This is a genomic window from Kitasatospora sp. NPDC088134, assembly GCF_044741705.1.
Classification (GTDB): domain Bacteria; phylum Actinomycetota; class Actinomycetes; order Streptomycetales; family Streptomycetaceae; genus Kitasatospora.
Genome location: NZ_JBIUTD010000005.1, coordinates 198215 through 220839, shown reverse-complemented (window position 1 = coordinate 220839; position 22625 = coordinate 198215). Strand labels below are relative to the sequence as shown.

Genomic DNA, 22625 nt, shown 5'->3' with positions numbered 1-22625 from the left:
TCAGGTCCCGCCCGGGCCACGGCCCGGGCGGGACCGTCCTGCGTTCCTCCCCCGTCCGACGGGCAACCGGCCGCCTTGTCCCACCTTGTCGGGCCTTGCCCGGCCTTTGTCCGGCCCTGTCACGTGTCCGGCCCGGTCACGACGGGGGCGGCGGTGCCGGGGTGCGGGGAGCGTCTCTTCGGGCGCGTCCGGCCGGGCCGGGCAGGTGCGGTGCGAGCAGGCCGCCGAACAGGCCCGCCAGCGCGCCCCAGGCCGCCGCGATCGGTATCGACGTCAGCAGATCCGGCTCCAGGACGGCCGACCCGTCACCGCCCAGGCCCAGCAGGGACAGGCCGAACACCGCCGAGACCCGGGTCAGCGTCCCGATCGCCAGCATCGCCAACCCCAGCACCACCCCGAACCGCACCGCCGACAGCCAGAGCGGCACCGCCGGACGCGACCGCACCGACGCCGCCACTCCCGCCGCCAACACCAGTAGCGCCGCCAGCGGCAGCAGGAGCCAGGCCCAACCGTTCCGCTCCGCCAGCGCGCCGAGGTTCAGCGTCACGTCCTCGCCCGAGCGCAGCACCGCCGCCAGCGGCTGTGGGAACGGCAGCCCCAGACTGTCCGTGACGTGGCCGTGCCAGGAGGTGCCCAGGCCCACCCCGAACCCCAGCCAGGCCACGTTCGGCAGCCCCAGGCACAGCACCGCCAGCGTCTGCCGCGGCTCACTGCCGACCACCAGCGCGACCAGCCCGCCCACCAGCCCCAGCAGCACGTACACCAGCAGCAACGACAGCACCGCGTGCACCGTCGGCCGCAACGTGCCGTGCCAGCGGACCAGCGCCGTCGGCAACGGGGCCCGCCGCGAGGCCGCCAGCGCCAGCAGCACCACCACGGCCAGCCACAGCAGCCCGAACCCCACCGCCGGCCCGGGAGCGACCTCGAAACCCACCACCGGCGCCGCCCCGAACGCGCCACCCAGGGTGTCCACCAGCTGATCGCCCGTCGACACCGTGAAACTGTGCCGCGCCACCGTGGAGAGCAGCAGCACCAGCACCGTCCAGCACCCCGCCAGCGCCAGGATCCGGGCCAGCAGCGAACCGCCCGACACCACCGCGTGCCGACGCATCGGACGCAGGAACAGGTACGCCGCCACCAGCGCCCCCACCAGCGTGACCGACAGCGGCACCGCCGTGATCCCGCCCTGCGCCGTGGCCACGAACGCCGCGCTGCCGTCCAACCGGACCGGCACTCCCAGCGCCATCAGCAACGTCGCCGCCAGGACTGCCCCGAAGCCGTCGCCCGGCAGGTCCGCCGCCCCTGCCAGCCACAGGCCCAGCGCCGCGACGGCGGCCATCGCCAGGACCGCCCCCACCGCCGCCGAGAGCGCGGACACCACGGCAGCCCCCCACTCGACCCCCGACCCGCCCGGTGGGTGCACGCGGGGACGCACGGGCGGATTCGACGGAGCGACAGCACCAGGCACGCGGCTCACCGGCCCTTCCAACACGGCCCCCCGGCAGCCGGCCGACCGGTCCCGATCGGCCCCCTCCAGCTTCCGACAGGCCGCCGCCGACGGCGAGTTGCCGCAGGCCCGGCCGAGTCCGCAGCCGCAGCCGCAGGCTCCGGCTCGGGCGGTGGAGCAGACGGCAGCCCGGGCGTCGGGAGCAGCACTGGAACAGGCGCCGGAACGGGTGCTGAAGCGGCGGGCACGGGAGCCCGGGCGGACAATGGGAGACGCGCAGAGTGGTCTCGGGGGAGTCCGACCGGGAGGCAGACCCGTGGCTGAGCAGCCGACACCTCGGCAACCCGAAGAACCGGACGACGAGAGCCCCGCTGCCCCGCCGCCCGAACACCGGCCGACGGAGCTGGTGGGGCCGGACGTGGTGAAGCCCGATGCGGGCGGCCCACCGACCGAGGTGGTCGGGCCCGGGGTGGTGAAGCCCGACTCGCACCCTGATTCGAGCGGTCCGCCGACCGAGGTGGTCGGGCCCGGGGTGGTGAAGCCCGGCCTGGGTGGGCCGCCGACGGCGGCTGGAACGGCGGCCGTCGATGCGCAGGGGAGCGGGTGGGGGACGGAGAGTGACGACTCGTCAAGTGGCCAGGTGCCGAGTGTCGGCGGGGCGATGGGTGGGGCGTCGGCAGCCAGTGCGAGCGGAGTAGGGCCTTCGGGGCCGCCGTCCGGGCCGTTGTCGGCGGGTGGAGCACAGGCTCCGGGCACTTCCGGGAGCGGGTCGGGATTCGGGGCGCCGTCGGCCGGCGGCGGTGCGGGCGCTCCGGGGAGCCCCGGAGGACCGCCCTCGTCCGGGGGACGGGTAACGGCGGCGGGCGGTGGCGCCGGGGACGGCGGGAAACCTTGGTGGCGCAAGGGTGCGGTGCTCGGAACGGCAGCGGTGGTGGCCGGGCTCGGCATCGCCCTCGGAGTGGTGCTCACCGGCGGGGCGGGCGACAAGGACACCAAGAACGTCGCCCTCCAGCCGGTCGCGGCCGTCGGCCAGGAACCGTTCACCGGCTCCGTCGCCAACGCGGCAGCGACCATCAGCCCTTCCGCCGCCGCTCCCGGCTCCGGCGGTGCGACCGCGTCCAGTGCTGCCGCGAGCGGCGGCACCGTGAGCGGGGGCGAACCCGGCCTGTACGGGGGCACCCGGGAAGTGGCCAGCTGTGACGTACCCAAACTCTCCTCCTACCTGACCAGTAACAGTGACAAGGCCCGTGCCTGGGCCGGTGTCGAGGGCATCGACAGCTCCCAGATCGACTCCTATCTGCACGGCCTGACCCCGGTGCTGCTCCGCCAGGACACCCGGGTCACCAATCACGGCTTCGCCAACGGGCAGGCGACCCCCTACCAGGCCGTGCTGCAGTCGGGGACGGCCGTGTTGGTCGACAACCACGGAGTGCCCAGGGTGCGCTGCGCCTGCGGCAATCCGCTGCTGCCGCCGAGCGGTACCGGCGGGACGTATTCGGGAACGGCCTGGTCCTCCTTCCATGCGGACGGGGTGGTGACGGTGCAGCCCGCCCCTGCGCCGGTCACCCAGATCGTGCTGGTCGACCAGTCGACGGGGCATCAGTTCGGGCGGCCGGTGGGCGGATCGGGCGGTACGGACGGATCGGCCTCGCCGAGCGCGGCGGGTTCGAGCTCGGGCTCCGCTTCGGCCCCGTCCTCCGGTTCCTCCTCGGGGCCGTCCTCCGGCCCCTCCTCCGGGCGGACCGGGACGGGTACGCCGTCCGGCGCGTCCTCCTCGGCGCCGTCCGGTGGGAAGTTCTCCTCTGGTTCGGTGGGCCCGTCCGGCTCCCCGGCCTCCCCGGGGGCCGGCTCGGCGCCGGCTTCCCCGGGCGGGGTCTCGGGTGCTTCGGGGCACAGTGCCTCGGGGGCGATGGTCAGTGCCCCCGGCGGCAGTTCGAAGGCGTTGGTTTCCGGCACGCCGTGAAACCGGGGCGACAGGAAACCCGCAGTCCTGCTGCCCACGCTCCACGATCGGCGGCGGCGCTCAAGCGCCCGAGTGCTCAGCGGCGGGAGCAGCGGGGCGGTGGAGCGGGAACATGGTGCTCCCGGAGCTCAGGGCCTCGATGAGCTTCTTGGTCCGGGGCACCCAGGCTGTGTGGTGGTGGTCGTTCGGTGTTGTGGCGTCACCCTACCCGTCGTTATGAGCAAAACACCCGGAAAAATCCGCTGATGTAGCGCTCGACAGCGATTTGTCCGATGGGTTGATGGGGGTGTCAACCGATCGACTGATGGGGCGTCAACCGATCGGTGCGGCAGAGGTAGCCGATCGTCACGGGATAAGGCCGGAAGAGCGGGCACACTCCGAGAGACAGGAGACAGCAGGTGCAGCACGTGCGGAAGGCACGGAGGGTGCACCGGTGACGGAAGGGGAAGACGATGCGTGAACTGCGCGGAACCGACGGGCTGCAGGCACTGCTGGAGCAGTGGGTGGCGGAGGGCGCGGTGCCCGGGGCGGTGGCGCTGATCGCCCGTGGCGCGGAGGTCGAGACGGCCGCCGCGGGCGAGCTGGGGCCGGAGTCCCTGGTCCGGATCGCCTCGGTCGGCAAACCGATGACGGCCGCCCTGGTGCTGCAGCTCGTCGACGACGGACTGCTCGGCCTCGACGACCCGATCGCGCGCTGGCTGCCCGAACTCGCCGCCCTGCGAGTGGTGCGCACACCGCAGGCGCCGGTGACGGACACCGTCCCGGCCGACCGCCCCGTCACGGTGCGGGACGTCCTCGAGTCCCGGGCCGGCTACGGGTTCCCGGCGGATTTCTCACTGCCCGCGCTGGCCCCGCTGTTCGCCGAGCTCAAACAGGGGCCACCCCGACCCCAGCAGGTGCCCCCACCGGACGAATGGGTCGCCGCGCTGGGCCGCATCCCGATGCTGCACCAGCCCGGGCAGGCCTGGCTCTACAACGCCTGCTCCGACATCCAGGGCGTACTGGCGGCCCGGGCCACCGGGCAGGCGCTCGAAGAGCTGTTCGCGGAACGGCTCTTCGCGCCGCTCGGCATGGCCGACACCGGGTTCAGCCCCCGGCCGGGCCAGGCCGGTCGGCTCGGCCCGCTCCACCAGCCCGGGCCGGACGGCACGCGGACGGTGATCGACCCGCCGGACGGCCAGTGGGCCACCCCGCCCGCGTTCCCGTCAGGAGCAGGCGGTCTGCTGTCGACAGTGGGAGACGTCGCGGCCTTCCTGCGGATGTTGCGGGCCGGCGGCCGAGCCGAGGACGGGCGGCGGGTGCTCTCCGCGGAGTCGGTGACGCTGATGACGACCGATCACCTGACGGACCGACAACGTACCGACAGCGAACTGTTCCTGGAGGGCCAGGGCTGGGGTTACGGAGGGTCGGTGGACGTCGCCCGCCGGGAGCCGTGGAACGTGCCGGGCCGCTACGGCTGGGTGGGCGGCACCGGTACGGCGGCGCACTTCGTCCCGGCCGGTGGACTGTTGACGGTGCTGCTCACCCAGGTGGAGATGACGAGTCCGAAACCGCCCCGGCCGATGCGCGAGTTCTGGCGCTACGCGGCGGGCGGCTGAGCGTCCGCCCCGTCACCGGCGGCGGCAGCGGTGGCGCGGCGGTAGCTGGCCCCGTCCCGGGTACGGGACAGCAGCAGGGCCTCGACCAGGTAACGACGCAGCATGGAGGTGTCCGAATGGACGGTCAGCAGTGCCTCGTTGACCTCCCGCTCGGTGTACGCGCGATCGGGGTCGAACAGGGACTGCGCCAAGTGCTCCAGCAGGGCGGCACGGCGGGCCGGCTTGCGCGGGATCGACGTCAGACGGCCATCGGTGAAGAACGCGGCAAGGGTGGTCGGCGGTTCGTGAGCAGACATAGCAGGCAGCCTGTCAGGGCGGCTGCCGACGGACAACCGGATTAGCGAGCGGGCGAGTGCCCGGGCCAGCGGGCGGATCGACGAGTGGACCGGGGACGGGAGCAGGGCCTGGCCACGGCCCGGAGAACGGCCGTGACCAGGCCCCGGAACAGGGCGTAGGTCGAGCAGGGCGTAGGTCGGAGACCGGACCAGGAGCCGGACCAGGAAGCGGAGACCGGGGCGCCGACACGGGTCGGCGCCCCGGCGGAAGGAGGGAACGCGTGCGAGTGGGGACGAAGAACTGGCGGGCGGAGCTGCGGGCGTGGCGCGAGCGCCTCGGGCAGCAGCGCCGGTACCGGCAGCGCCTTCGGGACCGGGATCGGCACCCGAACCGGTGCGGCCGGAGCCTGCTTCGGCGGTGGTGGTCAGGCCAGGCCGAACCAGCCGAGGAGGGTCTGCACCAGCAGGATCGTGGACATCAGGGCCACCCCGACGACCACTGCGGTCGCGGCGATCCGGTAGCGCGGGCTGTTCGCGGCCGCGCCGAGCAGCGAGCGCCGGTTGGTGAGCACCAGCAGGTAGACCAGCACGATCGGGCTGATCAGCCCCTGCAGCACCTGGGTGCCGATCAGCAGTTGGATGACGTCGACGGGAGTGAGAGCCACGATCGCGCCCAGGGCGATCTGCGCAGTGAAGACACCGAGGAACAGCGGGGCGTCCCGGAACCGGCGGGACACCGAGCGCTCCACCCCCGCGGCCTCGCCGATCGCGTAGCTCGCCGACAGCGGCACCACGGCGCCGGCCAGCGCCGAGGCGCCGAGCAGGCCGAAGGCGAACAGCAGTTCCGCGCCCTGCCCGGCGACGGGCTCCAGCGCACGGGCGGCCTCGGCGGCGGACTCCAGCGGGCCGCTGCCGCCGATCGCGGAGGCGGTGGCGATGATGATGGTCAGACTGATCACGCAGGCGAACACCGCGCCGAGCACCGCGTCCGCCCGGATCAGCTTGTAGTCCTCGGGCTTCGCGCCCCGGTCCACCACCCCGGCGGCGGCGTAGAACTGCATGTAGGGGCTGACGGTCGTTCCGATCAGGGCGACGGCCAGCAGGATGAAGTCGCTCGAGGGCTGCATGTGCGGTACGGCGAGGTTCCGGCCGACCTCGCCCCAGTGCGGACGGCCGAGGATCATGGCGATCGGGTAGGAGAAGAAGGCCAACGACATCACCAGGAAGATCCGCTCCGCCCACCGATAGGAGCCGAACAGCACCAGCGCCCACAGCAGGACGGCGGCCGGCGGGATCACCGCCCACTTCGGAACGCCCAGCAGCTCGAACGCGGCGCCGATCCCGGCGAACTCGCTGACCACCAGGCCGGTGTTGGCCAGCAGCAGGCAGCCGACCGCGAGAGCGGTCAGGCGCAGGCTGAACTGCTCGCGGATCAGTGCCCCGAGGCCCTTGCCGGTGTGCGCGCCCAGCCGGACGGCCATCTCCTGGACCATCACCAGCGCGATGGTCACCAGCACCATGAAGAACAGCGTGCCGTAGGTGAACTGGGAGCCCGCCGAGGCGTAGGTGGCGATCCCGGCGGCGTCGTTGCCGGCGTTGGCCGCGACCAGGCCCGGCCCGGCGACCATGGCGATCGCCGCGATCCGGCGCCACCTGCGGCGGCCGCCCGTACCACCTCGGCCGCCCCGAACCTTCGGGCCGGGGACGGAACCCGGTTCCGTGGAAAGCGGACTGACGGCGGGTCGGACCCCCGGAACAGCGGTCCCTCCGGCGGCAGTGGCACCAGCAGCGGCAGCGGTGGGGTCGGTCGGGCCGAGGCCGGTGGAGTCGGTGCGGACGGTGCTCACTGGAGGAACCTCCGGAAGTGCAGGCGCCCGCGCTCGGGCAGCAGGGCGTCGAGGATGTCGTCGGCGAGGATGCGGCCCAGCGGCCGGCCGTCCTCGTCGACGACCAGGAGGGAGGACTTGCGGGCCGCCACCAGCCGGTCGGCGGCCCGGGCGAGCCGGGTGTCGGGGGAGAGCGTCAAGGGCTCGCCGAACTGGGCCAGCCAGGCCACCAGATCGGTGAGCGGCGTGGCGTCCTCGGCCACCGCGAGGTCGAACAGCGGCACGTCGGCGAGCAGCCGTCCGGCGGTGTCGAGCACCACGACGGCGTCGATCTCGGTGCGGTGCTCGGACTGCGCGGCCAGCTCGGCGCGGACCTCTCCGACGGTCTGCTCCAGCCGGGCGGTCACCAGCCGGGTCGTCATGGCACCACCGGCGGTGCCCTCGCGGTGTGCGAGCAGGCCGCGCAGCTCGGCGGCCTCCGCGTCCGGCATCCGGGCCAGCAGGGTCTCCCGCTCGCGGGGCTGCAGGTCGCGCAGTGCGTCGGCGGCCTCGTCGGGTTCCATCTCGTCGACCAGCCGCGCGGCGTGCTCCGGCCGGGCCTCGCGCAGCAGGTTCTCCAGCTCGGCGGGCTCCATCTCCTCCAGTGCGTCCGCGGCCTGCTCCGGCTCCAACCACCCCAGCAGCTGCTGGCGTTCGCTGCGGCCGAGGTCCTCCAGGATGTCGGCCAGGTCGGCGGGCCGCAGCCGGTGCAGGGCCGAGCGGGAGGCCCGCAGCCTGACCTCGGCCGGGCCCTCGGTGGCCTGCTCGCCGAACGGGGCGACGGACTGCCAGTCCAGCACCCGCTCCGGGGTGGGCCGGGCCTGCCAGCGGCGCGGCCCCAGTCGGCGCAGCAGGGTGGGCAGCGAGACGTCCACCCCGACCAGTACGGTCCGGCCGACCAGCGGGGCGAGGTACAGGTCGGCGGCCCGGGTGACCTGCACGCCGTCCACGTCGACGAGCTGGTGGTCCAGCACGTCCCGGGCCAGCAGCACCTCGCCGGGGCGGCGCTGGAAGTCCCGCAGGTCGACCCGGGAGGCCCGCAGCTCGACCAGCCCGGCGCACAGGCGCCCGACCGCGTCGGCGGGCAGGAAGGCCCAGCGGCGGCCGATCCGCAGGATCAGCCCGGTCACCGGCGGGTACGGGTCCGGGCCGTACAGGCGGGCGACCACGTCGGCGAGCCGGCCGACCTCGGCCCCCGCCTGGTTGGTGACGGGCGCGCCGATCAACCCGGCGAGGGAGACCAGCGAGGAGCGCACCGCCCGGCTGGCGGTCGCCCGGTGGTCGAGGCTGACCCGGCGGTCACGGAGCCGGGCCGTGGTGGAACCGAACAGTGTGTTGGTGGCCATGAGGAACACCCCCTCTGGCCCCGACGGGACGGGGCCGGCAGGAGGTCCGGGGCAGCTCCGGTCCCACCTCGGCGCAGGCGGCGGCACGCAGACGGCGGCACGGTGCGCTGCCGACCGCGCGCCGGCTCGGCAGGGCACACCCGATCAGGGACCGGGGGAGCAACTGCCGTGCAGGGCACGGGAGGAAGGGAACCTGACAGGGCGTCGGCCCGGGTGCGCGCGGGCACCGGGGGACCGACCCGACGGGGGAACGGCTCGGCTGCGGTCGGTTGTTCGACGAGTCGGCCGCAGCAGGGGCGGCCGACACGACGGACAACCGGCGGCACTCGGCCGGACGGTGTCGGACGTGGTGTCAGGAAGGGAGGAGTTGCCTCGAACCGAAGGACATCGAACCGAAGAGCATCGGCGAGGACGCCACGGGCAGGGGCCGACTGTGCCCCGGACTACTGCTGTCCATCTCGCCTCCTCCCGGTCCTGGCCGACGGGCTCCGCCCGTGGCCGCACGGCAGGCGACCGGACCGCACGACGGCCCGGCACACCCCTACTCGTCAGAGCTTTGGCACTCCACGGCGTGTCCCCGCACCGGCGGGGAAGCCACTTGGGATCACCCCTTGAGCCGGGGAGACCTGTCCTGATCCGGAGCGTCTCTCGACGGGTGGGATCAGTGGCCTGTGTCCGTGAAGACGCCTCACCGAACGAGGTGTCTGGTCTTGCCGGGATCAGGATAGGCCCTCCACCGCCCCGGTCACGCCACCTTGACCAGGGTTTGACCCCAGGACGGTCCGGTCCGGCCACCGGCGGCGGCGGTGGGCGGAGGGCGGCGAGCCCCGGAAACCGGGTCGATACCGGGCCGACACCGGCCCGCCGCCGGGTCGATGCCGCAGCGACGCGGGACGGGCGCCGTCGGGGCGGAGCGGAGTGCCGAACGGGCGGCGGGCGGCGGAGGGTTGTGTCCGAACCGCAACGCGCCGAGCGACGCGATCGTGAGCCGGGGGCAGCCATGATGACCGGCATGGGGGACGAGGGGACGCGGACGGACGGCGGAACGGTGCGCAACAGGTACGTGGACCTGTTGCGGGCGGCGGCGATCGTGCTGGTGGTGCTCGGGCACTGGCTGATCACCGCCCTGGTGCGGGAGCCCGACGGCACGCTGCGGGCACCGGAGCTGATGGTCACCGTGCCGTGGACGCAGTGGCTGACCCTGGGCTTCCAGATCATGCCGGTGTTCTTCCTGGCCGGGGGCTACGCCGCGGCCGGTTCCTGGCGCCGCACCCTCGTCGAGGGCGGCACGGCGGCAGGCTGGGTGCGCGGCCGGGCGATCCGCCTGCTGCTGCCGACCGCCGCCTACCTGGTGGCGGCCCTGGGCGGTCTGGCCGTCGCCGCCGCGCTGGGCGCCGACCCGGCGCTGCTGGGAATGATCGGCTGGGCCCTGGCCATGCAGTTCTGGTTCCTGCCGGTCTACCTGACGATCAGCGCGCTCACCCCCTGGCTGTACGCGCTGCACCGCCGCTGGGGCCTCGGCTCCGTCGCCGCCCTGGCCGCGGCCGCCCTCGCCCTCGACCTCGCCGTCCTGGCCGCCGACGCCGACTGGGCGGACCGGGCCGGCCTGCTGAACTACCTCCTGGTGTGGGCCGTGGCCTACCAGCTCGGCTTCGCCTGGCGGGACGGCGGGACGGCGGCCCGCCCTCGGTTCGGCGCGGCCCTCGCGGTCGGCGGTGCGGTCGGGTACGCCGCCCTGGTCGGGTTCGGACCGTTCCCGGTCAGCCTGGTGCTGGTCAGCGGCGAGGAGATCTCCAACACCGACCCGCCGTCCGCCGCGATGCTGGCCTGGCTGCTCGCCCAGTGCGGCCTGTGCCTGCTGCTCGCCCCGCACGCCGAACGCCTGCTGCGCACCGGGCGCGGCACGCCCGGCACCCGGCTGATCGAACCGCTCGGCCGGGCCGGCATGTCGCTCTACCTGTGGCACATGGTGCCCGTGCTGGCCGCCGGCGGCGCCTTCTACCTCACCGATCTGGCCCCCGAACCCGAGGTCGGCTCCCTCGCCTGGTGGGCCTGGCGCCCGGCCTGGGTCCTGGTGCTCGCCCTGCTCCTCGCGGCACTGCTCGCCGCGCTGCGCCCGGTCGACCGCCTGCTGCTGCGCACCGGCCGCCGGATCGAACCGAACGCCCCGATCGGGGGCGCCGTCCGCATATCCGCCCTGCTGCTGGGACTTGCCGCCACCTGCTGGTCGCTGGCCCACTGGGCGGCCGAGGGGCTGGCCCGCCTCGGTACGGTCGACCTGCCGCTCCTGCTGGCCTTCGCCGTCGGCACCCTCCTGGTGGGTGGCGCGGCGGTGTGGCGGTCGGCCGCTTCCGGGCGCCCCGCCCCGGTTCCGGTGACGGCGCGGGAGGGCGAGCAGGTCTGACCGTCCCGGTGGACTGCCGTCGCGGTGGACTGCCGTCCCGGTGGGCCGAACTGCCCTGCCGTGGAACGTACTTCGCGCTCCCGGCGCTCGTGGTCGGTACCCGGGCGGGTGCCGCGGGCCGCCCGGTGAAAACCAGTGGTCGACCGTCTCCTCCCGGGGAGAGGGTGAGTCCATGACGACGATTCTGATCACCGGGGCCAACAAGGGCCTCGGCCGTGAGACCGCCCGCCGCCTGATCGCCGCGGGCCACACCGTCTACCTGGGGGCCCGCAGTACCGAGCGGGGCGAGCAGGCCGCCGCCGAGCTCGGCGCCCGGTTCGTGCAGCTCGACGTCACCGACGACGCGTCGGTGGCCGCCGCGGCGGCCGCGGTCGAGGTCGGCGGCGGCCTCGACGTCCTGGTCAACAACGCCGGGATCGAGGTGCGTTCACCGGAGGGCGCCGTGGTCGGCGCCGCCGAGCTGACCGCCGACGTCATCCGGGAGGTGTTCGAGACCAACGTGTTCGGCCTGGTCCGGGTGACGCATGCCTTCCTGCCGCTGCTGGAGCGCTCGGCCGCTCCGGTCGTGGTCAACGTCAGCAGCGGCCTCGCCTCGCTGAGCGCGGCCGGCAAGGGCTACCCGGGGGCGGCCTACCCGACCTCCAAGACCGCGGTCAACATGCTCACTGTCCAGTACGCCAAGGCGTTCCCGGGGATGCGGATCAACGCGGTGGAGCCCGGTTACACGGCGACCGACCTGAACGGGCACGAGGGCGCGCAGACGGTCGAGCAGGGCGCCGAGGCGATCGTCCGGATGGCACAGATCGGACCGGACGGCCCGACCGGCGGCTACTTCGACGCGACGGGCCCGCTGGCCTGGTGACCGCCCCGGGGCCCGGCCGCCCGGGCGGGCAGGGCACCGACAACCCGGGGCACGCCGACGCACCGACACCCGCCGTGGGTTCGGTCGGCGCCGGCTCAGAGGTCGAGGCGGAACTCGACGGAGCGGTGGGTGGGGCGGTAGCCGAGGGCGTGGTTGGCGGCGATCATCGCGGTGTTGTTGTCGGCGGTGTCGGCGAGCAGGCCGGTGATGCCGGGGTGTTCGGCGCGGGTCCACCGGACGGTCTCGGCCTTGATGGCGCGGGCGAGGCCGCGGTGGCGGTGGGCGGGAAGGATGCCGGTGCCGTAGTGCTGGGCGTCGCCGGTGCGGTCGGCGGGCAGGACGAGTTCGGTGAAGCCGACGATCCGGTCGGTCGCGGTCTCCACCGCGGCGACGGTGAGCAGGAGTTCGCCCCGGTCGGCGACCGCCTTCGCGGCGGCCAGCACCCGGGCCTCGTCCCAGACCAGCAGGCCGAAGTCGGTGTCGCCCATCGGCATGTCGTCCATCGCGGTGCGGGAGTGCGTGAAGTCGGCCAGCCGCTCGCTCGGGCAGCTGCCCGTCCAGGAGATCAGCCGGTAGTCGGGGTGGACGGGCGCCTCGGGGAGCGGGGCCTCGGCCAGGTCGAGGCGGGTGAACTCCAGGACCAGCGCGCGGGTGAAGCCGTGCGAGGTGAGGAAGGCGTCGCCGGGGGAGCCCTCGGTGGCGGGGGCCAGCAGGACGCGGCGGCCGTCCGCGCGGGCCGCCTCGCGCACCGCGGTGAGCAGGGCCGTGCCGACGCCGCGGCGGCGCTCCGCCGGGTGGACGTCCAGGGAGAGTTCGGCCAGGTGGGACTGCTCGGCCGAGCTGAACAGCCGGAGGAAGGCGCTGCCGAGCGGCGTGCCCCCGGGGTCGGACGCCAGCCAGGCGAGGCGGTGCGTGTGGGCGCCGTTGGCGGGGTCGGCGAGGGCAGTCAGGCGGAAGGTCACGGTGGGCGGACTCCGGGATGCGTGGGGTGAACGGGCAGGCGCCACCGAAACAGGTCCGGCCGGTGAGGGCAACGGGTTTTCGCCGCCCCGCCCCGTCCGCCGCCCCGCTCACCACCGCGCCCGTCACCCCGCCGGAGCAGCGGAAACAGCGGGAAGGAGAGATGATGATCACTCAACTGCCAGGCGGAAAAGATCTTCTGACGAACAGCCGGAAATCGAGGACGCCCGCGCGGCCACTGGTGCGCGGAGGGCCGGGGCGGGATCATCGTCGCTGTGACGGTCGGCTCTGACGGTGACGGTGGCGCTGGAGGTCGGATGGGCGAGGCACGGCTCACGGTGGAGCGGCTGCGGGAGCTGGTGGCCGAGGGGGCGGTGGAGACCGTGGTCCTCGCCGTCACCGACATGCAGGGCAGACTGCAGGGCAAGCGGCTGGCCGCCGAGCACTTCCTGCACGAGGTGCTGACCGGCGGCGCCGAGGGCTGCGGCTACCTGCTCGCCGTGGACGTCGAGATGAACACCGTCGACGGGTACGCCGTCTCCTCCTGGGAGAGCGGCTACGGCGACCTGGTCTTCGCCCCGGACCTGTCGACCCTGCGGATGGTGCCCTGGCACCCGGCGACCGCGATGGTGCAGTGCGACCTCGCGCACCACGACGGCACCCCGGTCGCGGTCTCGCCCCGCCAGGTGCTGCGCCGCCAGCTGGAGCGGCTGGCCGGCTACGGCTGGTACGCGTACGTGGGCACCGAGCTGGAGTTCATGGTGTTCCGGGACAGCTACGAGCAGGCCTGGGAGAAGCAGTACCAGGGCCTGACGCCCGTCAACCAGTACAACGTGGACTACTCGATCCTCGGAACCGCCCGGATCGAGCCGCTGCTGCGCCGCCTGCGCACCGGCATGGCGGGCGCCGGGCTGACGGTGGAGTCCGCGAAGGGCGAGTGCAACCTCGGCCAGCACGAGATCGCGTTCCGCTACGCCGACGCCCTGACCACCTGCGACGACCACGCCGTCTACAAGACCGGCGCGAAGGAGATCGCCGCCCAGGAGGGCGTGAGCCTCACCTTCATGGCCAAGTACGACCAGCGCGAGGGCAACTCCTGCCACGTGCACCTGAGCCTGCGCGACGAGCAGGGCCGCCCGGTGTTCCCCGGGGCCGGTAGCAACGACAGCAGCAACGACGACGGCGCGCACGGCTTCTCCCGGACGATGGAGCACTTCCTGGCCGGACAGCTCGCTTGCCTCGACGAGTTCGCGCTGCTGCTCGCGCCCACCGTCAACTCCTACAAGCGCTACGTGCCGGGCAGCTTCGCGCCCACCGCGATCGCCTGGGGCCGCGACAACCGCACCTGCGCGCTGCGGGTGGTCGGCCACGGCCCGGCGCTGCGGTTCGAGAACCGGGTCCCGGGCGGCGACGTCAACCCGTACCTGGCGGTGGCCGCGCTGATCGCCGCCGGCCTGCACGGCATCGAGCACCAGCTGCCGCTGGAGCCCGAGTTCACCGGCAACGCCTACGCCTCCGACGCGCCCCGGGTGCCCGCAACGCTCCGCGACGCCGTCGAGCGCTTCGACCGCAGCGAGGCCGCCACGGTGGCCTTCGGCAAGGACGTGGTGCGCCACTACGCGCACGCCGGCCGGGTCGAACTAGCCGCCTACGACGCCGCGGTGACCGACTGGGAGCGCCGCCGCGGCTTCGAGCGCCTGTGAGCGGCGGGCGCGGCGGGCGCGACGGACGCACGAGAACGAGGAGGAGCAGGTGACCGAGGAGTCCGAGCCGTACCGGGTGGTCGACCCCGCCACCGAGGAGGTGATCGCCACCGTCGAACTGGCTGGACCGGGCGCCACCGACGCCGCGATCGCCCGCGCCAAGGCGGCGTTCGAGACCTGGCGGACCGTCAGCCCGGGCGACCGGGCCCGGCTGCTGCGCCGGTTCGCCGCCGAAGTGGACGCCGAACGCGAGCAGTTGGCCGCGCTGGAGGTCGCCAACGCCGGGCACACCATCGGCAACGCCCGCTGGGAGGCCGGCAACGCCCGCGACGTCATCGAGTACTACGCGGGCGCGCCGGAGCGGCTGTTCGGCCGGCAGATCCCGGTGGCCGGCGGCCTCGACGTGACCTTCCACGAACCGCTCGGCGTGGTCGGCGTGATCGTGCCGTGGAACTTCCCGCTGCCGATCGCCGCCTGGGCGCTGGCCCCCGCCCTGGCGGCCGGCAACACCGTGATCGTCAAACCGGCCGAACTCACCCCGCTGACCGCGCTGCGGCTGGCCGAACTCGCCCTGCGCGCCGGCCTGCCCGAGGGCGTGCTGCAGGTGCTGCCCGGCCGCGGCCCGGTGGTCGGGCAGCGCTTCGTCACCCACCCGGACGTCCGCAAGGTGGTCTTCACCGGCTCCACCGCCGTCGGCAAGTCCGTGCTGGCCGGATGCGCCGAGCAGGTCAAGCCCGTCACGCTGGAACTCGGCGGCAAGAGCGCCAACATCGTGTTCGCCGACGCCGACCTGGAGAAGGCCGCCGCCACCGCCCCGTACGCGGTCTTCGACAACGCCGGGCAGGACTGCTGCGCCCGCTCCCGCATCCTGGTCGAGGCGAGCGTGTACGAGGAGTTCCTGCAGCGGCTGGAGGGCGCGGTGAAGGCCGTCCGGGTCGGCGACCCGCGCGACGAGAAGACCGAGATGGGGCCGCTGATCTCGGCCGCGCACCGGGCCCGGGTGGCGTCCTACGTGGACGGCGACACCGAGGTGGCGTTCCGCGGCAGCGCCCCCGACGGGCCCGGGTTCTGGTACCCGCCGACGGTGCTCGCCCCGATCGCCCCCGACCACCGGGCCTGCACCGAGGAGGTGTTCGGCCCGGTCGTCGCCGTCGTCCCGTTCCGCGGCGAGAGCGACGCGGTGCGGATCGCCAACGCCACCGAGTACGGCCTGTCCGGGTCGATCTGGACCCGCGACGTCGGCCGCGCGCTGCGCGTCGCCCGGGCCGTCGAGGCGGGCAACCTGTCCGTCAACTCGCACTCCTCGGTGCGCTACTGGACGCCGTTCGGCGGATACAAGCAGTCCGGCCTGGGCCGCGAGCTCGGACCGGACGCCCTGCACGCCTTCACCGAGACCAAGAACGTCTTCATCGCCACGGAGGAATGAGCGACATGAGCAAGCGACTCGACGGCCGGGTGGCGGTCGTCACCGGCGCGGGCAGCGGCATCGGCCTGGCCACGGTGCGCCGGTTCGCCGCCGAGGGGGCGAAGGTGGTGTGCGCCGACATCGACGACGAGAGCGGCGCCAAGGCCGCCAACGAGGTCGGCGGCCTGTTCGTGCGCACCGACGTCACCGACGAGGAGCAGGTCCGCACCCTGTTCGACACCGCCGTCGAGCAGTACGGCAGCCTCGACGTGGCCTTCAACAACGCCGGCATCTCGCCGCCCGACGACGACTCGATCCTGGTCACCGGCCTGGACGCGTGGAAGCGGGTCCAGGAGGTCAACCTGACCTCGGTGTACCTGTGCTGCAAGTACGCCATCGGCCACATGCGCCGGCAGGGCAAGGGCTCGATCATCAACACGGCGTCCTTCGTCGCGGTGATGGGCGCCGCCACCTCGCAGATCTCCTACAGCGCCTCCAAGGGCGGCGTGCTGGCGATGAGCCGCGAACTCGGCGTGGAGTTCGCCCGCGAGGGCATCCGGGTCAACGCGCTGTGCCCGGGCCCGGTCAACACCCCGCTGCTGCAGGAGCTGTTCGCCAAGGACCCGGAGCGGGCCGCCCGCCGCCTGGTGCACATCCCGCTCGGCCGGTTCGCCGAACCCGAGGAGATCGCCGCCGCCGTCGCCTTCCTGGCCAGCGACGACTCCTCCTTCATGACCGCCAACACCTTCCTGGTGGACGGCGGCATCTCCGGCGCCTACGTGACACCGCTCTCCTGACGGCGCAGGGGTCGGCCTCCTGACAACGCAGCGGCCGGGCGGGTCCGCGAGGGACACCGCCCGGCCGACGGGCCGTCACCGGGACGGCCCGGGGCGTCACATCGAGGAGGACGCGTCCCCGCCCACCGCGAGGGCGTCGCCGCCCTCGGCCAGCGCGTCGCCGCCGACCGCCAGCGCCGCGCCGCCGCACAGCGCCTCGGCGTCGCCGCCGACCGCGCCCGCGAAGCCGTTCTCGGCCCAGGCGTCGCCGCCGACCGCACCGGCGCTGCCGTTCAGCGCGCCCGCGTTGCCGCCGACCGCCAGCGCGTTGCCGCGCTCGGCCCAGGCGTCGCCGCCGACCGCCGCCGCGTCGCCGCCGTGCGCGGTCGCGTCGCCGCCGACCGCCAGCGCCCCGTGCGGGTGGCAGTGCGAGTGCGCGGACGCCGTGCCCGCCGCGCCGAACAGGGCGAGCCCGGTGAGGAAGGTGGCGGTGGTGAGCTTGGCAATGCTGGAACGCATCGAGTCCTCCATGGTTGGTGCCTGGACGCGACCGATCATCGGCGAGCACGGGTCCGCGCCGCGCGCGGCGCCCCGCCCCGTCACCCGCCCGGGGCAACCGCACCGCCGCGACGGGTGAGCGCGGTACCGCCGGATGCCGTACACCGGCCGACCGGCCCGTTGACGGGCCCCAGAAGACCGCCGGTGCCCCGCGGAAGACCGCCGCCGCCCCGCCGGAAGGGCATGGACGCCCCGTCAGTGCGCGGAGCGGGCCGACAGCTCCATCTCGAACCAGACCACCTTGCCGTCCCGGGTCGCCCGGCTGCCCCAGCGGTGCGCCAGCTCGTTGACCAGCAGCATCCCGCGCCCGCCCTCGTCCTGCGCCCCGGCCGGTCGCAGCCGCGGCTCCCGGCTGTCCGCGTCCGACACCTCCACCGTCAGCAGCGGGCCCCGGAACACCCGCAGCTGCAACGGCGACCCGGCGTGCAGCAGCGCGTTCGCCAGGATCTCGCCGGTCAGCAGCACCACCGGCTCGACCAGCGACTCCAGCCCCCAGCCCGCCAGCGTCCGCCGGGTGAAGTCCCGGGCGTGCCGCAGCAGCGCCGGGTCGCCCGACAGCGGCAGCGTTGCCAGCCGGTCGGTGCCGACCGGCCCCGCGTGCGCCATGATCACCGCGACGTCGTCCTGCCCCAGCTTCGCCCCCAGCGCCTCCAGCACCGCGTCGCAGCCGTGCTCCAGCGTCTCCTGACGGTGCGTCACCGTCGCCCGCAGCAGCTCCAGCCCCTCGTCCAGGTCCTGGCCGCGCCGCTCCACCAGCCCGTCCGTGTACAGCACCAGCAGCCCGTCCGCGCGCAGCGGGAACCGGATCGACTCGAACGGCACCCCGCCGACGCCCAGCGGCGCCCCCGGCGGCGGCTCCACCAGGTGCGCCTGCCCGTCCCGCTCCGACACCACCGGCGGCAGGTGCCCGGCCGAGGCCAGGATGCACTCCTCGTCCACCGGGTCGAACACCGCGCACACGCAGGTGGCGAACTGGCCCTCGCCGAGCTGCGCCGTCGCCTCGTCCAGCCGCCGCAGCACCCGCGCCGGGTCCAGGTCCAGCGTCACCAGCGTCCGCGCCACCGTCCGCAGCTGACCCATCGTCGCCGCCGCCCGGATGCCGTGCCCCATCACGTCGCCGACGATGAGCGCCACCCGGCCGCCGGTCAGCGGCACCACGTCGAACCAGTCGCCGCCCACCTCGTCGCCGACGCTGGACGGCAGGTACCGGTGCGCGATCTCCAGCCCCGGCGTGCCGTGCACGTCCTGCGGCAGCAGGCTGCGCTGCAGGGTCAGCGCCGTCTCCCGCTCCCGCCGGTACAGCCGGGCGTTGTCGATGCACACCGCCGCCCGGGCCGCCAGCTCCTCGCCCAGCGCCAGGTCCGCCGCCGTGAACGGCTCCGGGTTCGCCACCCGCACGAACTCCACCCCGCCCAGCACCTGACCGCGCGCCAGCAGCGGCACCATCAGGTACGAGTGCACGCCCGCCTCCAGGCTCGGCGCGATCCGGTCCGGGGTCGCCACGATCCGGCTCAGCGCCGCCTCGTCCACGTGCGGCACCAGGATCGACCGCCCCGTCCGCATCGCCTGCGCGTACAGCTTCGCCGACCGGGTCGCCGCCCCCACCGCGTCCGCCGCCCCCACCAACCGGTCGCCGCCGTCCCGCTCGCCCACCGCGACCGCCCGCAGCAGCACCGATCCCGACTCCGGCACCGGCTCCGGGTCCTCGCCCGACAGCACCGCCTCCCGGATGTCCACCGTCACGAAGTCCGCGAACCGGGGGATCACCACGTCCACCAGCTCCCGCGCCGTCAGCACCAGGTCCAGCGTGGTGCCGATCCGGGTCGACGCCTCGTTCAGCAGCGCCAGCCGCTGCTGCGCGGCCTCCGCCGCCTCCAGGGCCCGCTGCCGCTGCTCCGCGGCGTCCCGCTCCCGGGTGTAGAGCAGCGCGTTGTCGATCGACACCGCCGCCCGGGCCGCGAGCTCGGTGGCCAGCGCCAGGTCCGCCCCGTCGTAGGGCGCCTCGGTCCGAGAGCGGAAGAACGTCGCGGTGCCGATCGCCGCGCCCCGGGCGATCAGCGGCACCACCATCAGCGACCGCACCCCCTGGGAGCGGATCGCCCCGCCGCGCAGCGGGTCGTCGGCGAACCAGTTCATCCCCGGGTCGTCGGTGCGCGGCACCAGCACCGGCCGGCCGTGCGCCAGCGCCCACGCGTACGGGGTGCTCGGGTGCAGCCGCTGCACCGTGCCCACCGGCGCGACCGGCGTCATCCCGCTGCCCGGCACGGTGTGGAAGGCCAGCCGGCGCAGCACCGCGGAGCGGTCCGCCCGGCCCGGCCGCTCGGACGGCTCGCCCTGCACCAGGCTCTCCAGCACCTCCACCACCACGGTGTCCGCCAGCCGCGGCGCGGCCGTCTCGGCCAGCTCCCGGGCGGTGGTCGCCAGGTCCAGCGTGGTGCCGATCCGGGTCGACGCCTCGTTCAGCAGCGCCAGCCGCTGCTGGGCCGCCGCGGCCGCGCTCTCCGCCTCGAAACGGTCGGTGATGTCGACGATCGTGGTGCTCACCCCCAGCACCGTGCCGTCCGGCTGCTCCAGTCGGAAGCTCGACACCGACCAGGCGTGCTCGCGCTCCGGGTCGGCCGCGGTCCGGCCGTGCGCCCGGACGTCCACCATCGGCCGCCCGTCGGCCAGGATGCGCCGCATCGCCGCCTCGGCCGTCCGGCTGTCGATCCCCGGCAGCACCTCCGACAGCCGCCGCCCCAGGTGCTGCTCCACCGGCAGCCCGTTGATCCGGGCCATCGCCGCGTTCAGCCGGACGAACCGCAGCTGGGTGTCGAACACGCCCATGCCGACCGGCGACTGGGTGAAGAACCCGTCCAGCAGCGCCAGGTCCGCGGCGAGCCGTCGCACCTCGCCCACGTCCGAGGCCACCGCCAGCACCATCGGGAGGCCGTCCTGCCCCAGCACCGGGTACGTCCGGAACTCCAGCGGCACCAGGTGCCCGTCCCGGTGCCGGACCGGGAACACGCCCGACCACGGGTGCCCCGCCAGGATGCGGGCGAACAGCTCCAGCACCACCGGCCGGCGCTCCGGGCCGACCAGGATGTCCGCCGCCCGGGCCCCCACCGTCGTCGCCACCGGGTGGCCGAGCAGGGCCTCCGCGTCCGGACTCCAGTGCAGGATCCGCCCGTCCGCGGCGACCAGCGCGGTCGCCACCGGGATCGAGAGCAGCCCGTCCGGGACCGGCGCCCGCACCACCGTGAGCGGGGGAGCGGTGCGGGTCCGGGAGGTCAAGCCCTGCTTGTCGGTGTCCATCTGGCCACCTGCCGTTCCGGGGGCGGGTACAGCCCTGCCATCCTCGCACGGGTGACCGCCGACGCCCAGACGGGTGACCGGCCGTTAGGGTGCCGGGATGGACACCCTCCGCACCGGCCCGCAGGCGGCGCCCCGTGGCACGTAGGAAACCCGCGCCGGTCGGACCGCTGCCCCAGCGCGACGGGATCGACCCCGTGCACGTGCGGCTGCCCCCGGACGGGCCCTGGGAAACCGTCCGGGCCTACCTGGAGGAGCGCTACGGCGCGGCCGCCGGGCCCGGACGGGTGGCCGAGATGCTCGCGGAGGGCGCCTTCGCCGCGCTCGACGGACCGGTCACCGCCGACACGCCCTACCGGCCCGGCGGCCACCTCTGGTTCCACCGCGACCCCGGGCCGCCCGAGCCCGCCGTCCCGTTCCCGGTCGAGGTGCTGCACCGCGACGAGCGGATCGTGGTCGCCGACAAGCCGCACTTCCTGGCCACCACCCCGCGCGGCAGCCACGCCGTCGAGACCGCGCTGGCCCGGCTGCGCCGCGACCTCGGCCTGCCCCGGCTCAGCCCCGCGCACCGGCTGGACCGGCTCACCGCGGGCGTGGTGCTGTTCGTCGCCGAACCGGCGCTGCGCGGCGCCTACCAGGGCCTGTTCGAACGGCGCGAGCCCGTCAAGGAGTACGAGGCGGTCGCCCGCTTCGACCCGGCCGTCGAACTGCCGGTCACGGTGCGCAGCCGGATCGTCAAGGAGCGCGGCCGGATGGACGCCCACGAGGTGCCGGGGGAACCGAACGCGGAGAGCCGGATCGAGCTCGCCGAGGTGCGCGGCGAGCTCGCCCGCTACCGGCTGCGCCCGCGCACCGGCCGCACCCACCAGCTGCGGGTGCACATGAACGCCCTGGGCCTGCCGATCCTCGGCGACCCGCTCTACCCCGCCGTCCTCCCCGAACCGCCCGCCGAGGACTACCGCCACCCCCTCCAACTCCTGGCCCGCTCCCTGGAGTTCACCGACCCCGTGACCGGCGAACGGCTCCGCTTCCGCAGCCCCCGCCGGCTCACCGCCTGGCCGTCCCCGGCGGACCCGGTACCCCCGGCGGACCCGGCGGGCCGGGCCGGCTGACGGCCCGTGGGGCGCTCGGGCGGGGCGGGGTTGTGCGCGGTGTATTGACGGAAAGTCTAATAACTTCTACCTTCACGGCAGTGCCACCACTCCACCCTCGGACCGCCGCCCCCACAGCGAAGGAGAGCCGGCATGTCGCCCCAGCCCGCCACCCCCGCCGCGCCCGAACGCGAGCGCACCGCTCCTGCCCGGGAGCGCACCGCCGAACGCCTGCTCGCCTCCTCCGCGAAGCTCTCGTTCAACCCGCTCAAGGACGTCGACTGGGACGCCGACCCCGTCCCCGGCGCCTACTACTGCCCGCCCCGGCACCTGTCGCTGTACGGGACCGAGCTGTGGGACCGGATGACCGAGGCCGAGCGGATCGAGCTCTCCAAGCACGAGGTGGCCTCGATCGCCAGCGTCGGCATCTGGTTCGAGGAGATCCTGATGCAGATGCTGCTGCGGCACGCCTTCGACCGGGACCCCACCAGCAACCACGTCCAGTACGCGCTGACCGAGATCGCCGACGAGTGCCGGCACTCGATCATGTTCGCCCGGATGATCGCCAAGATGGGCGTGCCCGCGTACGGCGCCGGCTTCGTCGCGCACAACCTCGGCCGGCTGTTCAAGGCCATCTCCACGCACAGCCAGACCTTCGGCGGCACCATGTACGTCGAGGAGATCCTGGACGCCTTCCAGCGCGAGGTGATGAACGACGAGACCCTCCAGCCGCTCACCCGGCAGGTCTCCCGCATCCACGTGATCGAGGAGGCCCGGCACATCAGCTACGCCCGCGAGGAGCTGGTCCGCAAGCACCTCGGCCCGGTCCGCCGCCGGTACGAGCAGCTGTTCATCGGACTGATCGTCTACTACGCCACCACCGCGCTGATCCACCCCCGCCTGTACGGCGCGGTCGGCGTCGACCCCAAGGTCGGCAAGGCCGTCGCCCGGGCCAACCCGCACTGGCGCTCCACCAAGATCGAGATGGCCCAGAAGGTGGTCTCGGTCCTGGACCGGGCCGGGCTGGTCGGCCGCACCAACCGCTGGCTGCTGCGCGCCGCAGGCGTGATCGCCTAGGGTC

The 22625-nt window shown here is 74.3% G+C and carries 16 protein-coding genes and 1 riboswitch; of the genes, 9 read left to right on the top strand and 7 right to left on the bottom strand.

Annotated features, from left to right (window positions below):
* Positions 1-136 precede the first annotated feature (136 nt).
* Positions 137-2395 carry a streptophobe family protein gene (locus ACIOHG_RS11010; RefSeq protein ID WP_400948144.1) on the bottom strand — a complete coding sequence of 753 codons (2259 nt, stop codon included), beginning with the start codon at positions 2393-2395 and terminating at the stop codon, positions 137-139.
* Here ACIOHG_RS11010 and ACIOHG_RS11005 point away from each other — a divergent pair.
* Positions 2358-3410, top strand: a complete 1053-nt coding sequence (locus ACIOHG_RS11005) for a DUF6777 domain-containing protein (protein ID WP_400948142.1) — start codon at positions 2358-2360, stop codon at positions 3408-3410. The two genes, ACIOHG_RS11010 and ACIOHG_RS11005, sit on opposite strands and share 38 nt — an antisense overlap.
* A gap of 452 nt (positions 3411-3862) precedes the next feature.
* Complete coding sequence (locus ACIOHG_RS11000) at positions 3863-5008, top strand: serine hydrolase domain-containing protein (protein ID WP_400948139.1); 1146 nt, start codon at positions 3863-3865, stop codon at positions 5006-5008.
* Here the strand turns inward: ACIOHG_RS11000 and ACIOHG_RS10995 are convergent.
* The 3 genes from ACIOHG_RS10995 to ACIOHG_RS10985 all read right to left on the bottom strand — a co-directional run bounded on the left by ACIOHG_RS10995 (position 4990) and on the right by ACIOHG_RS10985 (position 8494).
* Complete coding sequence (locus tag ACIOHG_RS10995; protein WP_400948137.1) at positions 4990-5304, bottom strand: DUF2087 domain-containing protein; 315 nt, start codon at positions 5302-5304, stop codon at positions 4990-4992. The genes ACIOHG_RS11000 and ACIOHG_RS10995 overlap by 19 nt on opposite strands.
* Positions 5305-5708: 404 nt before the next feature.
* Positions 5709-6911 (bottom strand): NRAMP family divalent metal transporter, encoded by a 1203-nt coding sequence (locus ACIOHG_RS10990; RefSeq protein ID WP_400948135.1) that lies wholly within the window; start codon positions 6909-6911, stop codon positions 5709-5711.
* A gap of 215 nt (positions 6912-7126) precedes the next feature.
* The gene (locus ACIOHG_RS10985) at positions 7127-8494 is read right to left on the bottom strand and encodes a magnesium transporter MgtE N-terminal domain-containing protein (RefSeq protein ID WP_400948132.1); all 1368 of its coding nucleotides are present in this window, start codon (positions 8492-8494) and stop codon (positions 7127-7129) included.
* Positions 8495-9026: 532 nt separating this feature from the next.
* A riboswitch (M-box (ykoK) riboswitch) is annotated at positions 9027-9201 on the bottom strand.
* 305 nt (positions 9202-9506) lie between these two features.
* Here ACIOHG_RS10985 and ACIOHG_RS10980 point away from each other — a divergent pair.
* On the top strand, positions 9507-10898 hold the full coding sequence (locus tag ACIOHG_RS10980) for an acyltransferase (RefSeq protein ID WP_400948130.1): 1392 nt from the start codon (positions 9507-9509) through the stop codon (positions 10896-10898).
* Between the two features lie 172 nt (positions 10899-11070).
* Positions 11071-11760: an SDR family NAD(P)-dependent oxidoreductase gene (locus ACIOHG_RS10975; RefSeq protein WP_400948127.1), complete on the top strand. Its 690-nt coding sequence runs from the start codon at positions 11071-11073 to the stop codon at positions 11758-11760.
* Between the two features lie 95 nt (positions 11761-11855).
* Here ACIOHG_RS10975 and ACIOHG_RS10970 read toward each other — a convergent pair whose 3' ends face one another.
* Positions 11856-12722: a GNAT family N-acetyltransferase gene (locus ACIOHG_RS10970; RefSeq protein WP_400948125.1), complete on the bottom strand. Its 867-nt coding sequence runs from the start codon at positions 12720-12722 to the stop codon at positions 11856-11858.
* Between the two features lie 315 nt (positions 12723-13037).
* On the opposite strand from ACIOHG_RS10970, the gene ACIOHG_RS10965 reads away from it, so the two are divergent.
* Genes ACIOHG_RS10965 through ACIOHG_RS10955 form a run of 3 tightly spaced genes read left to right on the top strand, consistent with a single transcriptional unit; the run spans position 13038 to position 16625 of the window.
* Entirely contained in the window at positions 13038-14423 is a 1386-nt protein-coding gene (locus ACIOHG_RS10965; protein WP_400948122.1) for a glutamine synthetase family protein, read from the top strand.
* 49 nt (positions 14424-14472) lie between these two features.
* Positions 14473-15849: an aldehyde dehydrogenase family protein gene (locus ACIOHG_RS10960; RefSeq protein WP_400948119.1), complete on the top strand. Its 1377-nt coding sequence runs from the start codon at positions 14473-14475 to the stop codon at positions 15847-15849.
* Positions 15846-16625, top strand: coding sequence for a 3-oxoacyl-ACP reductase (locus tag ACIOHG_RS10955; RefSeq protein WP_400948116.1), 780 nt, complete (start codon positions 15846-15848; stop codon positions 16623-16625). The genes ACIOHG_RS10960 and ACIOHG_RS10955 overlap by 4 nt, the downstream gene beginning before the upstream one ends.
* A gap of 96 nt (positions 16626-16721) precedes the next feature.
* Here the strand turns inward: ACIOHG_RS10955 and ACIOHG_RS10950 are convergent, their stop codons facing one another.
* Together ACIOHG_RS10950 and ACIOHG_RS10945 are read right to left on the bottom strand one after the other, a co-directional pair.
* Positions 16722-17123 carry a hypothetical protein gene (locus ACIOHG_RS10950; RefSeq protein ID WP_400948113.1) on the bottom strand — a complete coding sequence of 134 codons (402 nt, stop codon included), beginning with the start codon at positions 17121-17123 and terminating at the stop codon, positions 16722-16724.
* Between the two features lie 234 nt (positions 17124-17357).
* Positions 17358-20456 (bottom strand): SpoIIE family protein phosphatase, encoded by a 3099-nt coding sequence (locus ACIOHG_RS10945; protein ID WP_400948110.1) that lies wholly within the window; start codon positions 20454-20456, stop codon positions 17358-17360.
* A gap of 134 nt (positions 20457-20590) precedes the next feature.
* Between ACIOHG_RS10945 and ACIOHG_RS10940 the strand changes: the two genes are divergently transcribed.
* Together ACIOHG_RS10940 and ACIOHG_RS10935 are read left to right on the top strand one after the other, a co-directional pair.
* Complete coding sequence (locus ACIOHG_RS10940) at positions 20591-21565, top strand: pseudouridine synthase (protein WP_400948107.1); 975 nt, start codon at positions 20591-20593, stop codon at positions 21563-21565.
* 132 nt (positions 21566-21697) lie between these two features.
* The gene (locus ACIOHG_RS10935) at positions 21698-22621 is read left to right on the top strand and encodes a diiron oxygenase (RefSeq protein ID WP_400948105.1); all 924 of its coding nucleotides are present in this window, start codon (positions 21698-21700) and stop codon (positions 22619-22621) included.
* The last annotated feature ends 4 nt before the right edge of the window (positions 22622-22625 follow it).